This is a genomic window from Aeromonas sp. ASNIH4, from assembly GCF_002934425.1.
Classification (GTDB): domain Bacteria; phylum Pseudomonadota; class Gammaproteobacteria; order Enterobacterales; family Aeromonadaceae; genus Aeromonas; species Aeromonas hydrophila.
The window spans coordinates 93,898-109,118 of the sequence record NZ_CP026217.1 but is presented as its reverse complement, the minus strand read 5'-3'; the positions used below and the strand labels follow the sequence as shown (position 1 = coordinate 109,118).

Sequence of the window (15,221 nt, the reverse complement as noted above, 5' to 3'; positions counted from 1 at the left end):
CATTCCCTTCACCCGCCGGACGACAGCCGCTAGCGGCTGGCAGACGGGCTCATGGTGCCGTCAGCATACTCCCTGTTACTTTTCATTTCCTCGTCCCAGTTCACCCATTTGTGCTTAGCTCATTGACCAAAAAGGAGAAATGTCTGGATACTGCAGACCAGCACCATGTTGATGATTCGCATTTTTAACAAAATGCCGATTAACTGAAAACAAGCAGCCGTTCCAATTGGGATGCGGACGAAGGAAGGGATCCGGGTGTTAAGCAAAGAGTGGTTACTGTTGTCAGCCGATATGGAATACGCCTGCCTGCGCATCGTGCCCGGGCTGACCAACCCCATCTCGGAGAGCGATATCCAGACGCTGCTGCTGGCCTCCAACTGCCGCCGCTATCAGCCGTTGACGGAGGGGATCAAGCAGGCCATCAGCCTGCTCAACACCCTGCTGAGCAACCCGACCGCCCCCCTGCCCGGCAACCCGGTGCCCATCGCCCAGCGCCACGATGCCAGCGTCCTGCTGGTGGTGGAGAAGGACCGGATGAGCGCCACCGCCCAGATCACCGCCGACTGGGGCGGCAAATACCTCACCAGCGAACAGCTGGAGCAGGCAATCCAGAGCAGCGAGATCAGTCAGGGGGTGCAGGCGCCGCTCATCGCCGCCGCCGTGCTGGCCGCCAAGGAGGCGACGCCGGGCACCCTGCTCAGGCTGCCGGTGGCGCAGGGCAAGGCCGCCGTCAACGGTCAGGACACCCGCTTCGAGCGGCTGGTGGAGACCCCGGCCGAACGCATTCTCAAGCCTCAGGAGCTGGATCACGGCCGGGTCGACATGCGCGACCTCGGCACCATCCTCACCGTCAAGGCCGGCGCCCAGCTGATGCGCCGCCACCCCGCTACCCAGGGAGTGCCCGGTTTCACCGTCACCGGCCAGGAGCTGCCCGCCAAACATGGCAAGGACAGCCCCATGGTGGCCGGCGAGGGCACCTTCCTCTCGCCGGATGACCCCGATCTGCTGCTGGCCAGCCGCCCCGGCCTGCCGCGCCAGGAGAAAAACGGCATGAAGGTGGATGACGTGCTGAGCGTCAAGCAGGTGGATATCCGCCACGGCCACGTCATCTTCGAAGGGGCGCTGATCGTGGCGGGCGACGTCACCCCGGGCATGAAGATAAAGACCAGCGGCGACGTGGTGATCGGCGGCTTCGTCGAGGGGGGCTACATCGAATCGAGCGGCACCATCACGGTGCGCAACGGCATCATTGGGCGCAAGAGCGAACAGAGTGACGAGTTCCTCTGCCACCTCAACGCCCAGGGCGAGATCCACGCCAGCTACGCCCAGTATGCCAAGCTGGAGGCCGGTGGTGACATCCACATCCTGACCCAGCTCAGCCACTGCTACAGCCGCAGCGGTCAGGATCTCAAGGTGGGTGACAGCGGCATGCGCAAGGGCCACCTGCTGGGGGGCATCAGCATTGCCAACCGCCTCATCATGGCGCCGATCCTGGGGGCCTCGGCCCACAACCAGACCCGGCTGCAGATCCTCGGCGGCTACTTCACCCATAAGGAGCAGGAGCAGGCGCTGCGCCAACGCAAGCAGGAGTGCCGGGAGCAGCTGGACAAGCTGCAGGACCTGCTGCTCAAGTTGCTGCAACTGCCGAGCGACAAGCGCAATCCCCAGACCCTGCAGAAGATCAAACTGATCCGGATCCAGCATCTCGAGGAGAGCAAGCTGCTGGATGAACAGCTGGAAGCGGCCCAGGAGGAACTGCAGAAGCTGATGGCGGAGATGGACATCATCGCCACCCAGCGCGCCTTCCCCGGGGTCGAAGTTGAGATGGCTCACCACCACTACCGGGTCGACATCGAGCACGGCCCCATCCACTTCGCCATCCGTGAAGATCAGCTGCAACTCACCCCCTACGAACCCCACAAGTGACGCAAGAGTGACCCGTCAGTCGTGATCCGGGCGGCGAATTTCGCTACACTCGGCCTCCCATTGGCCCCATCGGGCGGGCCAGCCAGACCGCAGGATAGTGAGAGATGTACAAGCTGATCGCATTGGATATGGATGGCACCCTGTTGAACTCCCAGGGCCAGATTTCCCCCCGCACCCACGCGGCCATCGCCGCCGCCCGCGCCAAGGGCGTCACCGTCGTGCTGGCCTCAGGCCGGCCGCTGGAGGGGATGAGCCGCTATCTGGTGGAGCTCGGCCTTACCGGTCAGGATGACTACGTCATCTGCTACAACGGTGCCCTGGTGCAGCAGGTGGCCGATCAGCGCATCATCCGCAGCCAGCTGCTCACCGGCAGCGATGCCAGCGCCATCGCCGCCCTGGCCGACAAGCTGGGCGTCAACGTGCACGGCTTCTCGGTGAGCCGGGGGCTCATCAGCCCCAGGGTCAGCCCCTACACCGAGCACGAATCCCGCCTAATCGACATGCCCATCAAGCTGCTGGACTTCGCCACCCTGCCCGCCGACGAGCAGATCCTCAAGGTGATGATGATCGATCCCGAGCCGCTGCTCTCCCCCGCCATCGCCAAGCTGCCGGCCGAGCTCTACCAGCGCTATACCGTAGTGCGCAGCGCTCCCTACTTCCTCGAGTTCATGAACAAGCAGAGCAACAAGGGGACCGGCGTCGCCGCCCTGGCCGAGCACCTGGGGCTGGATGCCTCCCAGGTCATCGCGGTGGGGGATGCGGGCAACGATCACCACATGATCGAGTATGCCGGGCTGGGAGTGGCCATGGGCAATGCCACCGACGACATCAAGGCGCTGGCCCAGCACACCACGGGGCGCAACGATGAAGACGTGGTCGCCCAGGTGATCGAGCGTTTCATCCTGAACGCCTGACGCGACCAGGGGCCTGCGGGCCCCTTTTGCTATCCGGCCGCCAGCGCCGCATGTTTAATATATCCACCACAACAACGCCCTTCTCTCTCCCCTTTCTCGCTACAGGCCCCTTTAAATGGGACTCAAGCCAGCCGATCGCAAAATATATTTAACATGTTGGCATCATTTCGTTTGACATATTGAACGGCCTTGGCAGACTGGGATCAGGATCCAGGCTGTCGTTGCCCAGGCTGACCGACGATTCTGGCTGTGCAACGCACCTCCGATCCCACGACCATGCCTTGAGGCATGCCCTTGCCCCGCTGACGACGGCAAGGGCCTGCCCAAGGCGCAGGACCGCTAAGGACAGCCAAGGTGAATCATGACTCGCAGCCCCCACACCCCGCGTAAACCCGTCGTACTGATGACCACGGGCGCCCAGCCCCGCAATGGCCACGCCTATCAGGTGATGACCCACAAATACATCAAGCCGCTGGTGGAGATCAGCGGTTGCGTGCCGCTGCTGGTGCCCACCTGCTGCGGCACCGAGGATCTGGCGCAGTATCTGGATCTGGCGGATGGCGTCTATCTGAGCGGCGCCGGCTCCAACATCGATCCCGCCCTCTACGGCCAGGAGAACCTCACCCCGGAGAAGCAGCAAGACAGGGACAGGGATCTGTTCGACATCCCGCTGGTGCGCGCCGCCCTCGATCGCGGCCTGCCGATCCTCGGGATCTGCCGCGGCATGCAGGAGATCAACGTGGCGCTGGGGGGAGACATCCACCAGAAGGTCTACAGCGAGCCGGGTTATGACGATCATCGGGAAGACGCTGACGATCCGGTGGACGATCAGTATGGCGAGAGCCATCAGGTCGAGCTGGTGCCGGGCAGCTGGCTGGCGGAGCTGATGGGACAGCCGTCGATCCCGGTCAACTCGCTGCACGGCCAGGGGATCAAGACGCTGGCCAAGGGGCTGGAGCCGCTGGCCCATGCCGAAGATGGGCTGATCGAGGCGATCCACGCCCCCGCCCTCTCCCCCTTCCTGCTGGCGGTGCAGTGGCACCCGGAGTGGAAGGCGAGCGAGAACCCTCACTCCATCAAGATTTTCGAGGCCTTTGGCGACGCCTGCCGGGCTCGCCTGAGCGGCGTCTGACGCCGCCGGCTAGTCGCCGAACCCGCGCGCCTTGAGCTTGGGCAGCGCACCGCGATCCGGGCGCAGGGTTCGGCATACCTCCAGCCCCTTCAGCCCGCGCTGGATGTGATCCGGCGTGTGGCCAAACACCATGCCGTTGCTGCGATAGAGGGCGTTGTCGTCCAGCTCGAACAGCTCGCCGCCAATCAGCAGCTGCTCGCGGCCGTTGACCGTCTTGCCGCGCTTGAGCGGCAGCATCATGTCGCTCAGCACCTCGCCGGTGGCGCAGCCCTCGCGCCAGCGCGCCTCGTCAGCGAAGGGGGTGATGGCGATCTCGCGCCAGGAGCCATCGCGAAACTCGACCCGATACTTGTCGGCCAGCTGATCACAGCCCGTCAGCAACCAGGCCCCGGCAATCCAGACCATCTTGTTCAGCGTGCGCACTCGTACCACTCCCTCGTCAGACCGGCGCCCAGCATAAATAAATTGCCCCCGCCCCGCACCCATTTAGCGGGTTGAAACCAACTATGCTGGAAATAACCAATGATAAGGGGCTGCTATGTTTAGCGATAACCTCGTTGCGCTACCTACCCTGCTGTGGATTGGCGAACACCCGTTCTGGACCCTGTTGACCCTATTCTTGCTCTTCACCCATTTCCTGCGCAGCCCCGGCCGTCGGCGGGAGCTGGTGAGCGAGCTCGGCTTCGTGATGATAAGCCTGGTGGTGATCCTGCTGATCCAGTTCGAGGGGGGCTGGTTTCGTCTGCCGCTGCCCCACCGCTGGCTGGTGGAGATCTCCAGCCTGCTGGCCGGGCTGGTACTGGTGAAGATCTGGGGGATCCTGCTGTTCCAGTTTCTGCTGCCCCTGTGCCAGATCCGCATCCCGCGCATCATAGCCGACATCGTCATCACGGTCGGCTACATCGGCTGGTGCCTGTTCCGCCTCTACGCCTCCGGCATGGCCCTCGGCGAGATCGTCACCACCTCCGCCGTCATCACCGCCGTCATCGCCTTCTCCATGCAGGACACCCTGGGCAACCTGCTGGCCGGGGTCTCGATCCAGCTCGACAACTCCATCGCCATCGGTGACTGGCTGCAGGTGGAGACAACCCAGGGCCGGGTGGTGGAGATCAACTGGCGCGCCACCACCATCGAGACCCGCAACTGGGAAACCGTGGTGATCCCCAACAGCCACCTACTCAAGCAGCGCTTCACCGTGCTAGGACGGCGGCAGAACGCCCCCCTGCAGTGGCGCCGCTGGGTCTGGTTCGACATCACCCTGGATACCCTGCCGACCCAGATCATCGCCCTAGTGGAACAATCCCTGCGGGAGACCCGCATCCACCACGTCTCCGCCAGCCCGCAGCCGGACTGCCTACTGATGAACGTGGAAAACGGCATCGCCCGCTACGCGGTGCGCTACTGGCTCACCGATCTGGCGGTGGACGATCCCACCGACTCGGCGGTGCGCACCCTGATCGATGCCGCCCTGCGCCGCAACGACCGGCGCCTCACCCCGCCCATCTTCAACGTCTTCATGACCACGGATCAGGATCACAAGGATCAGCGCCACAAGCGGCATACCGCCGAGCGCACCGACACCCTGCGCCGCCTGCCGCTGTTCGCCATGCTGCAGGAGGAGGAGCTGCTGCGGCTGGCAGATCAGGTCAAGTTCGCCCCCTTCGTCAACGGCGATCGGATGCTGAGCCAGGGAGAGGTCTCCGGCTGGCTGTTCGTGCTGGTGAAGGGAGATGCCCAGATGCTGGTGGAGGTGGAAGGGCGCGAGCTGCCGCTCGGCACCCTCAATGCCGGTGACTTCTTCGGCGAGCTGAGCCTGCTCACCGGCGAGCCCAGCCCGTTCACGGTGCGAGCCCTGGGGACCGTCGAAACCTATCGCATCAATCAGGCCATGTTCCAGGAGCTGGTGGCCCAGCGCGGCTCCCTGCTCGAGCCACTCTACAAGGTGCTGAGCGCCCGTCAGCAGGAGCAGCAGGAGCTGCTGGCGCGAGAGGCGGAAGCCATGAAGCAGATCACCCCGCCACGGGATCTGCTGGACAAACTGATGGCGCTGTTTGGCGGTCGATGACGTAGCATGGCGGCTCAGGCTTTCTACCAGAGATGCATTTCATGCTGTTGACCGCACTGGCCCTGAGCGCCACCCTGCAATTTGACTGCCCCGCGACCATTGAAACCCGCCAGCAGCAGCTGGGGGCCAGCCCGGGGTGGCAGGCCGTCACCCGCAACGATCAAGGGGAACAACACCAGCCCCTCAGCCACCGGCTGGACAACCTGGCCCTGTTCGACGGCGACCCCGATGAGCGAGCCCAGCTCAAGCCGGACAACGGCGACAGCGACGCGCTGCACTACTGGAGTCTGGATCGCAGCAACCCTCGCCCCTTCTATCTGGTCTGCCACTATCGGGAGACCGCCATCACCCTGCAGCAGACGCTGCCCGCCGGCATCAGCTACTGCCGAGTCAACCAGCCCGAGCCTTACGATTTGCGCGGGCTGATCTGCCGCAACGAGTGACCACTCCGGCACGACCCAACAATGGCTGCGGCCTGCGGTGCATCATCGGCCGATATGAGATGCATGTCGGCTGCGAACCGGCGGGTATGGGGTGGGTATGGAGGTCTGATTAGAGCAGCAGTTCGGCCAGCTCGTCCAGCGCCGTCAGCTCCACGTCCGGCAGCAGTTGCAACTGTCGCCAAGGCTGACCGCGCTCGTTGAGCCAGGCGGCCTTGAAGCCGTGCAGCCGGGCCCCTAGCACATCCGTCTGTGGATGATCCCCCACGTGCAGGATCTGGCCGGGCGCCAGCTTGAGTGCCCTCTGCGCCTCTACGAACATGTCCGCTGCCGGCTTCATCCTGCTGCCGAGACCAGCCTTGCAGACCAGGGTGAAGTAATCCGCGAGACCAGCCCGGGTCAGATCCAGATTGCCGTTGGTGATGACCACCAGCGGGTAGCGCTCGGCCAGCCGGGCCAGCAGGGCGTGGGTCTGGTCGCTCACCTCGATCTTCGAGCGCTCGGCCAGAAAGCCGGCGAACACCGACGCAGCCTCACGTTCCGCCAACCCTTGCGCCATGCCACCCGCCATCAGCGCGGCCTGAATGCCGTGCCGGCGCGCCAGACTGACGTCGTGGCGCAGTGCCGGCTGTTCCAGCAGCAGGTTGTGCTTGAGCGCCTGCCAGCGCGGCTTGTCCAGCATGGCGGTAGCCAGGTATTCGCTGCGCAGGTGGTTCAGCATCCACTGCTCGGCCCGTTCGATGGCCGGGCCGTTGTCATAGAGGGTATCGTCGAGGTCAAACGAGATGGCGGCCACCGGCTGCCAGCGGCGATAGAACTGCATGGTATCTCCTCTTGTCGAGGCCGGGCGTGCCCGGCCCTCTTCATTCGTCGTCCGGAGCCGCGGGATCCCGCTTCGCCCGCGGGTGGGCGCTGTCATACACCTTGGCCAGATGCTGGAAGTCGAGGTGGGTGTAGATCTGGGTGGTGGAGAGATCGGCGTGACCCAGCAGCTCCTGCACCGCCCGCAGATCGCCGGAGGACTCCAGCATGTGGGTGGCAAAGCTGTGGCGCAGCTTGTGGGGATGGACGTGGGCGTTGAGCGCCTGCTTGTTGCCCCAGCCGTCGAGCCGCTCCTGTACCGAGCGGGCCGACAGCCGCTGCTTGCGCTTGGAGACGAACAGCGCCTCCAGCTCGTCGCCGGCCAGCAGGGGGCGCAGCTTGAGCCATTTGTGCAGCCACTCCACCGCCATCCGCCCCACCGGCAGCACCCGCTCCCGCGAGCCCTTGCCGGTCACCCGGAGCTGGCGCTCGTCAAGCTTCACGTCCGCCAGATTAAGCCCCACCAGCTCGGCGAGGCGCAGGCCGGAGGAGTACATCAGCTCCATGATGGCGCGATCCCGCACTGCCAGTGGATCCTGCTCGTCGGTGATGTTGAGCAGCTGGTACATCTCGTCCACATCCAGGTTCTTGGGCAGCGGCCGCCCCTGCTTGGGGGTGACGATGCCGCGCGCCGGATTGGCCACCAGTCGGCCCTGGCGCACCTGCCAGTCGCAGAAACTGCGCAGGGCGGAGACCTTGGTGGCCAGCGAACGGGGCGCCAGCCCCGCCTTGTGCATCCGGGTCACCAGACTGCGCACCTGACTCGCCTCGAGCCTGGCCCAGTCGTCGACCCCAAGCTTCACCAGCTCGGCGGTCATGGCTTCCAGATGGGCCTGGTAGTTGCTGCGGGTGTGCGGGCTGAGCTGGCGCTCGACCCGCAGGTATTCGATGAAGGCCGCCAGCTCGTCGGCCAATGCAGCCGGCAGGGGCTCGGCGGCTGGTGGCGCCTTGGCGGGGGATCTGGCCGGCGTCTTAGCCACGCGCCAGCTCGGGCAGACGCAGCTGCAGCAGGCGGCCGAGCTGGCCCAGCAGCAAGGTGTCGTTGTGGGGGGTGAAGTGGCTCGGATCCGAGCTGGCGAAGGCCAGCACGCCGAGATCGCCGAGCCGCATCAGGGCCACCGAGTTGACCAGCACGTCGTGGCCGAACAGCGCCTGCTTCTCGCTCTGGTTGAGCCGGCCGAAGTAGTAATCCTGACCCGGCAGGCGCTGGCCCAGCAGCTGCTCGAGCTGTCGGCCCTCCGCCATGAACTTCTGCTCGGGGCCGCTCAACTGGAATTTTTTCGGGCTGAGCCAGAGCCGCAGGCCGGTCAGCCGCAGCCGCTGCACGAACGCTTTGCCCATCACGGCGCTCACCTCGAACAGACTCTGACAGCCGTACAGCTCGCCGTAGAGATCGGCATAGACCCGGAAGATCCGCTCGTTCTCGCTGGCGATCCCCATCAGCTCGGTGATCTCCTGCTCCAGCTGTTCGATGCGCTCGCGCTGTCTGTCCAGCTGGCGCTCCACCAGGGAGACGGTACCCTTGCGTTCGTGAGGAATGCGGATCCGGTCCAGCATGGCCGCGTGGCGCTGGAAAAACTCGGGATAACGGGCCAGGTACTCCAGCACTGTGGCTTCATCCACCAGTGGTTCCTGCCGTTTGAGTTCGCTCATAACTTGGTTGGTCCATCCGAAAAAGGGGCGCAAGGCCCCGACATTAGTGCTTGGCTGAGCGGGGGCCTCCCCGCCCGTGCCTATAACTCTATCTGACCGTCAAATACGTGCTCGGCCGGCCCGGTCATGTAGACCGGCTGACCCGGTCCCTTCCAGGCGATGGTCAGCTTGCCCCCCGGCAGGGTGACGGTGACCCGCTCCTTGAGCTTGCCCTGGCTGATGCCCACCACCACGGCGGCACAGGCGCCGGTCCCGCAGGCCAGGGTCTCGCCCACCCCGCGTTCGAACACCCGCAGCTTGATCTCGCTGGCGTTCACCATCTCCATGAAGCCGACGTTGACCCGCTCGGGAAAGCGCTCGTGTCGCTCCATGATGGGACCCAGAGTCGCCACCGGCGCATCGGCCACCGAGGGCACCTCGATGACGCAGTGAGGATTGCCCATGGAGACGGCCCCGCACATCACAGTATGCTCCTGGGCCCGCAGCAGGTAGGTTTTTTCCGCCTTCTGGGCCCGGAACGGGATCTTGCCCGGCTCGAACTGGGGCACCCCCATGTTGACCGTGACCTGGTTCTCCCCTTCCAGCTGCAGCACGATGCGGCCGCGCGCCGTGCTCACCGCGATGCGATCCCGGTTGATCAGCCCCTTGAGGCGCACGAAGCGGGCGAAACAGCGGGCACCGTTGCCGCACTGCTCCACCTCGCTGCCATCGGCGTTGAAGATACGGTAGTGAAAGTCGAGCTCGGGATCATAGGGCGGCTCCACCAGCAACAGCTGGTCGAAGCCGATGCCGAAGTGGCGATCCGCCAGCTTCTTGATGACCTCATTGCTGAAAAACACCTTCTGGGTGACGCCATCCACCACCATGAAGTCGTTCCCCAGCCCGTGCATCTTGGAAAAATCTATCAACATCGTGCGTTCCTGTACCCTTGTTCACGCTCTCACCTGGAGGAACGCTTAGAGAAATCCATTAACAATCAGGGCAGTAAATGCTCACCGCGCCAGAGATCGGCCAACTGCTCGCGCTCTCTGATGAGGAACGACTGCGCTCCGTCCACCAGCACTTCGGCGGCGCGGGGACGGGTGTTGTAGTTGGAGGACATGGTAAAGCCGTAGGCACCGGCGGAACGCACCGCCAGCAAGGAGCCTTCGGCGATCGCCAGGGTGCGCTCCTTGCCGAGGAAGTCACCGGTCTCGCAGACCGGGCCCACCACGTCGTACAGCGCCGGCTCGTGGGCGGTGCGGCTGTCCACCTCAATGATGTTCATCCAGGCGCCGTAGAGCGAGGGACGCAGCAGATCGTTCATGCCGGCGTCGATCAGCGCGAAGTTGCGGGTCTCGCCCGGCTTGAGGTACTCCACCCGAGTCAGCAGCACGCCGGCATTGGCAACGATGGCACGACCCGGTTCGAACAACAGGGTCAGATCCCGGCCCGCCAGCTTCTGCTTGAGCGCCTCGGCATATTCGCTCGGGTGGGGCGGCTGCTCGGCGCCATAGTTGACCCCCAGGCCACCGCCCACGTCCAGGTGGTGAATGTGGATGCCTTCCGACGCCAGGCCGTCGATCAGCCGCAGCAGCTTGTCAGCCGCCTCCATGAACGGATTGAGTTCGGTGAGCTGGGAGCCGATATGGCAATCCACCCCGACGATCTCGATGTTGGCCATGGCCGCCGCCTTGCGGTAGATGGCGGGCGCCTGCTCGATGGGAATGCCGAACTTGTTCTGCTTGAGGCCGGTGGAGATATAGGGATGGGTACCGGCGTCGATGTCCGGGTTGACTCGCACCGACACCCGGGCCTTCTTGCCCATGCCGCCCGCCACCCGGTTCAGACGCTCCAGCTCGGCTTCCGACTCCAGGTTGAAACAGAGGATCTCTTTATCCAGCGCGAGGCGCATCTCGGCCTCGCTCTTGGCCACCCCGGAGAAGACCACCTTGGCCGGATCGCCGCCCGCCGCCAGCACCCGCGACAGCTCGCCGCCAGAGACGATGTCAAAGCCTGAGCCAAGGCGCGCCAGCAGGTTGAGCAGTGCCAGGTTGGAGTTGGCCTTGACCGCATAGCAGATGAGATGGGGGATGTCGCCCGCCGCCTTGTCGAAGGCGTGCCAGTGGCGTTCAAGGGTGGCGCGGGAGTAGACGTACAGCGGGGTGCCGTACTGCTCGGCAAGTTGTTGCAGCGAGGTGTGTTCAGCCTGAAGCTGGCCGTCGGCGTCGTAGTTAAAGTGATCCAAGGGGGCGGTTCCTTCCTAAATTATTGCGGCGCGGCCTCTGGGGCAGCCTCGGCGGTCGCAGGCGTCTGTGCTTGCGGTGTACTCTGGGTCTGGGGCTGCTCGGGGGGCGGCATGTAGAGCGGTCCCGTCAGGCCACACGCGGCCAAACCAAGAGACAGAAGAGTGGCAAGCAGACACTTGGTAAGCTGGGTAATCATAATGGTTCGCTGCGAAAAAATTTTTGGCCCTCTATAATCGCACTCACATTGTTAAAAGCAACAGGATAAACCGATGAAGGATCACGAGTATCACGCCCTGACCGACGCCTTTTTCCAATATGTGGAGGACACCGTCGACGCAGGATATCCGGATATTGACTGTGAGCGTGCCGGCGGGGTCTTGACCCTGTCGTTCGAGAACAAGACCAAGGTCATCATCAACAAGCAGGAACCCCTGCACCAGATCTGGGTCGCCACCCGCGAGAACGGCTTCCACTTCGAGCTGCAAGGGGAAAGCTGGATCGACAACCGCTTCGGTCACGAGCTCAAGACGCTGCTAAGCAAGGCCTGCACCACCCAGGCGGGCGAACCCGTCCAGTTCCCATGATGGTGCAGCCCGCCATGATCGATCTGCATCCTGAAGGCGCCCGTCACGCGGTGATCTGGCTGCACGGGCTGGGGGATTCCGGCGCCGGCCTCGCGCCGCTGGTGGATGCGCTGGCGCTGCCCGCCGACCTGCCGGTGCGTCATCTGCTGCCCGATGCGCCGGAGCGCGCCATCACCATCAACATGGGCTACAAGATGCGCGGCTGGTACGACATCAAGAGCTTCGACAACCCGGCGGACCGCGCCGTGGAGTCCCACGTCAGGGAGTCCGCGGCCCGCATCGCCGCGCTGATCGAGCAGCTGGTGGCGGAGGGCTTCGCCCCCGAGCGCATCGTGCTGGCCGGCTTCTCCCAGGGGGGCGTGATTGCCTCCTTCACCGCCCTGCGCCTGCCGCAGCAACTGGCGGGCCTGCTCTGCATGTCCACCTACCTGGCGGCGCCCGACGCCCTGCTCGGCGAGATGAGCGAGGCTGCCCGCAGCCTGCCCATCTGCTACATGCACGGCATCTATGACGACGTGGTGAGCCTCTCCATGGGATGGGACGCCAAGAACCGGCTGGAGGCGGCCGGGCTCTCCCCCGAGTGGCACGAATACCCGATGCGCCACGAGATCTGCCGCCCGCAGCTCGACGACATCCGTCAGTGGCTGCTGGCTCGCCTCGCGGGCTGAGCCAACCGCGGATAGCCAAACGGCCTGCAGATGCAGGCCGTTTTCATTCGATATGAGCGATGATCCTGTGCAGCAGGGGGCCGAGACCGGGGCGCTTGCGCGCACGCCGGACCGGCCCCTGCCCTACCCCGCGCCTGCGGCGGAGCCGAGCTCGCGCCCCTGACCAGTGTCGCGCAGCTGACCCTGGCTGCGGTAGGGGATCACTTCCAGCTCGCCATTGACCTGCACTATCTCGTAGTACTGGGGCAGGTTGAAGTTGCTGAACTGGCCCGCGTCGCTGAAGCGCTCGTGGCTGGAGGTATAGAAGCGGTTCACCCCCTGCACCAGCTCATCCTTGTTGCCGGCAAAGTGCTGGTAGATCTCCACCCGGTTCGCTTCGTCCAGGATATAGATGTTGGTGCCTGCATCCCGGGTATCGAAGAAGAACTGCACCAGCCCCTCGCTGGCGTAGGCGTCGACGATGCCGGGCAGATGCTGGCTGTGGGTCTTGTCGAGCCGCAGCGGCAGGTGATCCAGCTTGTTGTGGGAGATGTGGCGATAGAAGTCGACCGCGTTCTCCAGCTTCTTGACCGACACCCCGCGCCGCTCGAAGAAGATGCCGTACTTCTCCTTGCCGAGCGCCAGCGTCTTGACCAGCTGCTGCTTGTCGCGGGCCAGACGCAGCTCGATACATTCGGCCACCAGCTGCTGGAAGCGGGTACGCACCAGAGAGCGGAAGTGCTGGCTGTAGCAGAACACCTCGATCATCTCGGGGGCGGCGGCATCCTGGTGCATCTTGCCGAGGATGGTGGTGAGGGCATCCACCACCGCCTCGTCCCCCTGGAAGTGCAGGGTCCGGATCTCGCTCCAGGAGTTGCGATAGACCAGGTCCACCGAGCCCACCAGACACTCCTGGTTGCGGCCGAACGAGAAGACGTCGGCGGCGTTGGCGTCGAATTCGATCACCTGGCCCACCCAGTGACTGGTCGGGTCCGTCTCCAGGTTGAGGAAGATGGAGAGCTGGCGAATTTCGCACGGCCGGCTGAGGGCCAGGTTGGTGGCGCGGGGGTACTTGACCGGGAAGGTGCCGGACAGATCGCGACAGAACTGGTGCAGGTTGTCGATGTGCAGATCCGAGCCCTGGTTGAACAGGTGCACCCGGGACTGGGGCGTCAGCAGACCGTTGAAGTAGGCCCAGGAGACCAGCTTGCTGATGTAGCCGTTATATTCGAGCGGTGCCCGGCCGATGATGTCCGCCGGCTCCAGCGAATGTTTGTAGAGATACCAGCCGGCGCGGTTCAAGCGGCCGTGCGGCACCTGCACGAAGCTGAGATCCGGCTCGCTCAAGTCCGGCGCAATCTTGAGGTTGATGCGCTGCACCTTGCCCGGCAGGCTCTCGAATGCGGCATAGAGCTTGCGCGACAGGATGCCGATGTCTTCCGGGTTGATGGACTCGCTGATGTTGTTGCGCCGGGCGAACTGGATCAGGTTGCGGTAGCTCTGCATCAGGGCTTCCAGCAGCTCGGCATGAGCCACCTTGACGTCCTCGACCTTCCACTCCTGGCGGTGATCCAGATGGTGCAACCGCTCCTGACTCCAGCCCCAGTAGGCCACCAGCTGGGTCATCTGCTCGCGGCGCCAGGCCGGGGAGTGCTCCTCTTTCGGGTGGCTGAGACCGTCACACACCTTCAGATAGAAGCAGCGGCGCACCAGATCGAGCCGCTGCATGTCGCCGATGGACTTGAGGTAGTTGGTCACCTTGTCCAGCATCAGGCAGTAGTTGTCGAGCCGGTAGTGCATCCCCTCGTTGTGCTGGAACCAGTCGCGGCTGGTCACCGACAGCAGACGGGTGTTGGGATACTCGTGGGAGTAGGCCTCCATCAGCACCGACTTGAGCACCGCCTTGTAGGGGGAGTCGATGCCCTTGTAGAGCTGCCAGAGGGCAGAGCCGAAGTACTCCTCGGCCGGAATGCGGTTGAAGCCACCGAGATCGAGCCAATCATCCTGGCTCAGCTTGCCGTGGGCAAACAGGCCGTTGACGTAGTCGTCGTAGTGGTCGTCATACTCACTGGGCACCAGATACCAGAGCAGCCGCTTGCCGGCGATCAGCATGGCGCTGCGGTAGAACTCGTCCAGCAGCAGCAGGTGCTGGGCGCTGCCGCAGCTCTCACCCTGCATCTGGGCATCGTTGCGCTGGCGGAACTTGTCCTCGGGGATCAGGAAGAAGTTGAGATCGACCCCGCGTTGCTCGGCCCACTTGGAGAGTTGCTGGCACTTGAGATCCAGCAGCTCGAGCCGCTCCTGCGACAAACCGGCCACGTGGCAGACCCAGATGTCGAGATCCGAGTGGCAGCACTGACCGATGGACGAGGTGCTGCCCATGGAGTAGAGCCCCTGAATCGACTTGTCATGGGTGGTGAGGCCGTTCAGGCAGTTGGCGTTCTGGCACAGGTCCTCGATGAAGGCCTGCTGGGCGTCATTGGCGGTAAAACTCCAGATGCCGTGCGGCACATCCCCCGCCACATAACCGGGCAACAGGGGGTGATTGAAGTGCAGCATGACGGGTAGCAGCTGAAAAACCTGCTGCCCGTAGCGACTCATGAGACCTAGCGCCCGTTGCGTCTTGAGACGATTGAGTTCGTCGTAGCGCGCCACCAGCGTGTCGAGTTTTACCAGCAATGCCCTGCCTATACCGAGGTAAGAAATGACGCACCAAAACGGGGAGACGTCAAAAAAGTGTGATCATGTTAACAATGCAAACAGCGGTGGTA

At 64.1% G+C, this 15,221-nt stretch carries 15 protein-coding genes; 7 read left to right on the top strand and 8 right to left on the bottom strand.

What is annotated here, in order from left to right:
- Window positions 1–255 precede the first annotated feature (255 nt).
- The 3 genes from C2U40_RS00510 (at window position 256) to C2U40_RS00500 (ending at window position 3,972) form a co-directional block, all read left to right on the top strand.
- A complete protein-coding gene (locus tag C2U40_RS00510; protein ID WP_324827544.1) occupies window positions 256–1,926 on the top strand; it encodes a DUF342 domain-containing protein in 1,671 nt (556 codons plus the stop codon).
- A 104-nt stretch (window positions 1,927–2,030) separates the two neighbouring features.
- Window positions 2,031–2,840, top strand: a complete 810-nt coding sequence (yidA, locus tag C2U40_RS00505; protein ID WP_103827304.1) for a sugar-phosphatase — start codon at window positions 2,031–2,033, stop codon at window positions 2,838–2,840.
- A gap of 361 nt (window positions 2,841–3,201) precedes the next feature.
- On the top strand, window positions 3,202–3,972 hold the full coding sequence (locus tag C2U40_RS00500) for a gamma-glutamyl-gamma-aminobutyrate hydrolase family protein (protein ID WP_016349256.1): 771 nt from the start codon (window positions 3,202–3,204) through the stop codon (window positions 3,970–3,972).
- 9 nt (window positions 3,973–3,981) lie between these two features.
- On the opposite strand, the gene C2U40_RS00495 is transcribed toward C2U40_RS00500, so the two are convergent.
- Window positions 3,982–4,377, bottom strand: coding sequence for a hypothetical protein (locus tag C2U40_RS00495; protein ID WP_161785140.1), 396 nt, complete (start codon window positions 4,375–4,377; stop codon window positions 3,982–3,984).
- Window positions 4,378–4,510: 133 nt separating this feature from the next.
- Between C2U40_RS00495 and C2U40_RS00490 the strand changes: the two genes are divergently transcribed.
- Window positions 4,511–6,037: a mechanosensitive ion channel family protein gene (locus tag C2U40_RS00490; protein ID WP_103827303.1), complete on the top strand. Its 1,527-nt coding sequence runs from the start codon at window positions 4,511–4,513 to the stop codon at window positions 6,035–6,037.
- Window positions 6,038–6,078: 41 nt separating this feature from the next.
- The gene (locus C2U40_RS00485) at window positions 6,079–6,480 is read left to right on the top strand and encodes an STY0301 family protein (protein WP_181014746.1); all 402 of its coding nucleotides are present in this window, start codon (window positions 6,079–6,081) and stop codon (window positions 6,478–6,480) included.
- A 109-nt stretch (window positions 6,481–6,589) separates the two neighbouring features.
- Here the strand turns inward: C2U40_RS00485 and C2U40_RS00480 are convergent, their stop codons facing one another.
- The 6 genes from C2U40_RS00480 to lptM form a co-directional block, all read right to left on the bottom strand.
- Window positions 6,590–7,300 carry an HAD-IA family hydrolase gene (locus C2U40_RS00480; protein WP_103827301.1) on the bottom strand — a complete coding sequence of 237 codons (711 nt, stop codon included), beginning with the start codon at window positions 7,298–7,300 and terminating at the stop codon, window positions 6,590–6,592.
- A gap of 40 nt (window positions 7,301–7,340) precedes the next feature.
- On the bottom strand, window positions 7,341–8,318 hold the full coding sequence (gene xerC / locus C2U40_RS00475; protein ID WP_042066090.1) for a tyrosine recombinase XerC: 978 nt from the start codon (window positions 8,316–8,318) through the stop codon (window positions 7,341–7,343).
- Window positions 8,311–8,991 (bottom strand): DUF484 family protein, encoded by a 681-nt coding sequence (locus C2U40_RS00470; RefSeq protein WP_016349251.1) that lies wholly within the window; start codon window positions 8,989–8,991, stop codon window positions 8,311–8,313. Before C2U40_RS00470 ends, xerC begins: the two co-directional genes overlap by 8 nt.
- 80 nt (window positions 8,992–9,071) lie before the next feature.
- Window positions 9,072–9,902, bottom strand: coding sequence for a diaminopimelate epimerase (gene dapF / locus C2U40_RS00465; protein ID WP_011704447.1), 831 nt, complete (start codon window positions 9,900–9,902; stop codon window positions 9,072–9,074).
- 65 nt (window positions 9,903–9,967) lie between these two features.
- Entirely contained in the window at window positions 9,968–11,218 is a 1,251-nt protein-coding gene (gene lysA / locus C2U40_RS00460; RefSeq protein WP_103827300.1) for a diaminopimelate decarboxylase, read from the bottom strand.
- Window positions 11,219–11,238: 20 nt separating this feature from the next.
- On the bottom strand, window positions 11,239–11,415 hold the full coding sequence (gene lptM, locus C2U40_RS25960) for an LPS translocon maturation chaperone LptM (RefSeq protein ID WP_017408874.1): 177 nt from the start codon (window positions 11,413–11,415) through the stop codon (window positions 11,239–11,241).
- A 73-nt stretch (window positions 11,416–11,488) separates the two neighbouring features.
- Between lptM and cyaY the strand changes: the two genes are divergently transcribed.
- On the top strand, window positions 11,489–11,803 hold the full coding sequence (gene cyaY, locus C2U40_RS00455) for an iron donor protein CyaY (RefSeq protein ID WP_011704445.1): 315 nt from the start codon (window positions 11,489–11,491) through the stop codon (window positions 11,801–11,803).
- A gap of 14 nt (window positions 11,804–11,817) precedes the next feature.
- A complete protein-coding gene (locus C2U40_RS00450; protein ID WP_039212936.1) occupies window positions 11,818–12,471 on the top strand; it encodes an alpha/beta hydrolase in 654 nt (217 codons plus the stop codon).
- A 123-nt stretch (window positions 12,472–12,594) separates the two neighbouring features.
- On the opposite strand, the gene C2U40_RS00445 is transcribed toward C2U40_RS00450, so the two are convergent.
- Window positions 12,595–15,129: a class I adenylate cyclase gene (locus C2U40_RS00445; protein WP_103827299.1), complete on the bottom strand. Its 2,535-nt coding sequence runs from the start codon at window positions 15,127–15,129 to the stop codon at window positions 12,595–12,597.
- Window positions 15,130–15,221: the final 92 nt, after the last annotated feature.

Bases quoted from the DNA above. Each gene is read 5' to 3' on its own strand.
- yidA (WP_103827304.1), top strand. From the start codon at position 2,031: ATGTACAAGCTGATCGCATTGGATATGGATGGCACCCTGTTGAACTCC.
- C2U40_RS00500 (WP_016349256.1), top strand. From the start codon at position 3,202: ATGACTCGCAGCCCCCACACCCCGCGTAAACCCGTCGTACTGATGACC.
- C2U40_RS00495 (WP_161785140.1), bottom strand. From the start codon at position 4,377: ATGGTCTGGATTGCCGGGGCCTGGTTGCTGACGGGCTGTGATCAGCTG.
- C2U40_RS00490 (WP_103827303.1), top strand. From the start codon at position 4,511: ATGTTTAGCGATAACCTCGTTGCGCTACCTACCCTGCTGTGGATTGGC.
- C2U40_RS00485 (WP_181014746.1), top strand. From the start codon at position 6,079: ATGCTGTTGACCGCACTGGCCCTGAGCGCCACCCTGCAATTTGACTGC.
- C2U40_RS00480 (WP_103827301.1), bottom strand. From the start codon at position 7,300: ATGCAGTTCTATCGCCGCTGGCAGCCGGTGGCCGCCATCTCGTTTGAC.
- C2U40_RS00470 (WP_016349251.1), bottom strand. From the start codon at position 8,991: ATGAGCGAACTCAAACGGCAGGAACCACTGGTGGATGAAGCCACAGTG.
- dapF (WP_011704447.1), bottom strand. From the start codon at position 9,902: ATGTTGATAGATTTTTCCAAGATGCACGGGCTGGGGAACGACTTCATG.
- lptM (WP_017408874.1), bottom strand. From the start codon at position 11,415: ATGATTACCCAGCTTACCAAGTGTCTGCTTGCCACTCTTCTGTCTCTT.
- cyaY (WP_011704445.1), top strand. From the start codon at position 11,489: ATGAAGGATCACGAGTATCACGCCCTGACCGACGCCTTTTTCCAATAT.
- C2U40_RS00450 (WP_039212936.1), top strand. From the start codon at position 11,818: ATGATCGATCTGCATCCTGAAGGCGCCCGTCACGCGGTGATCTGGCTG.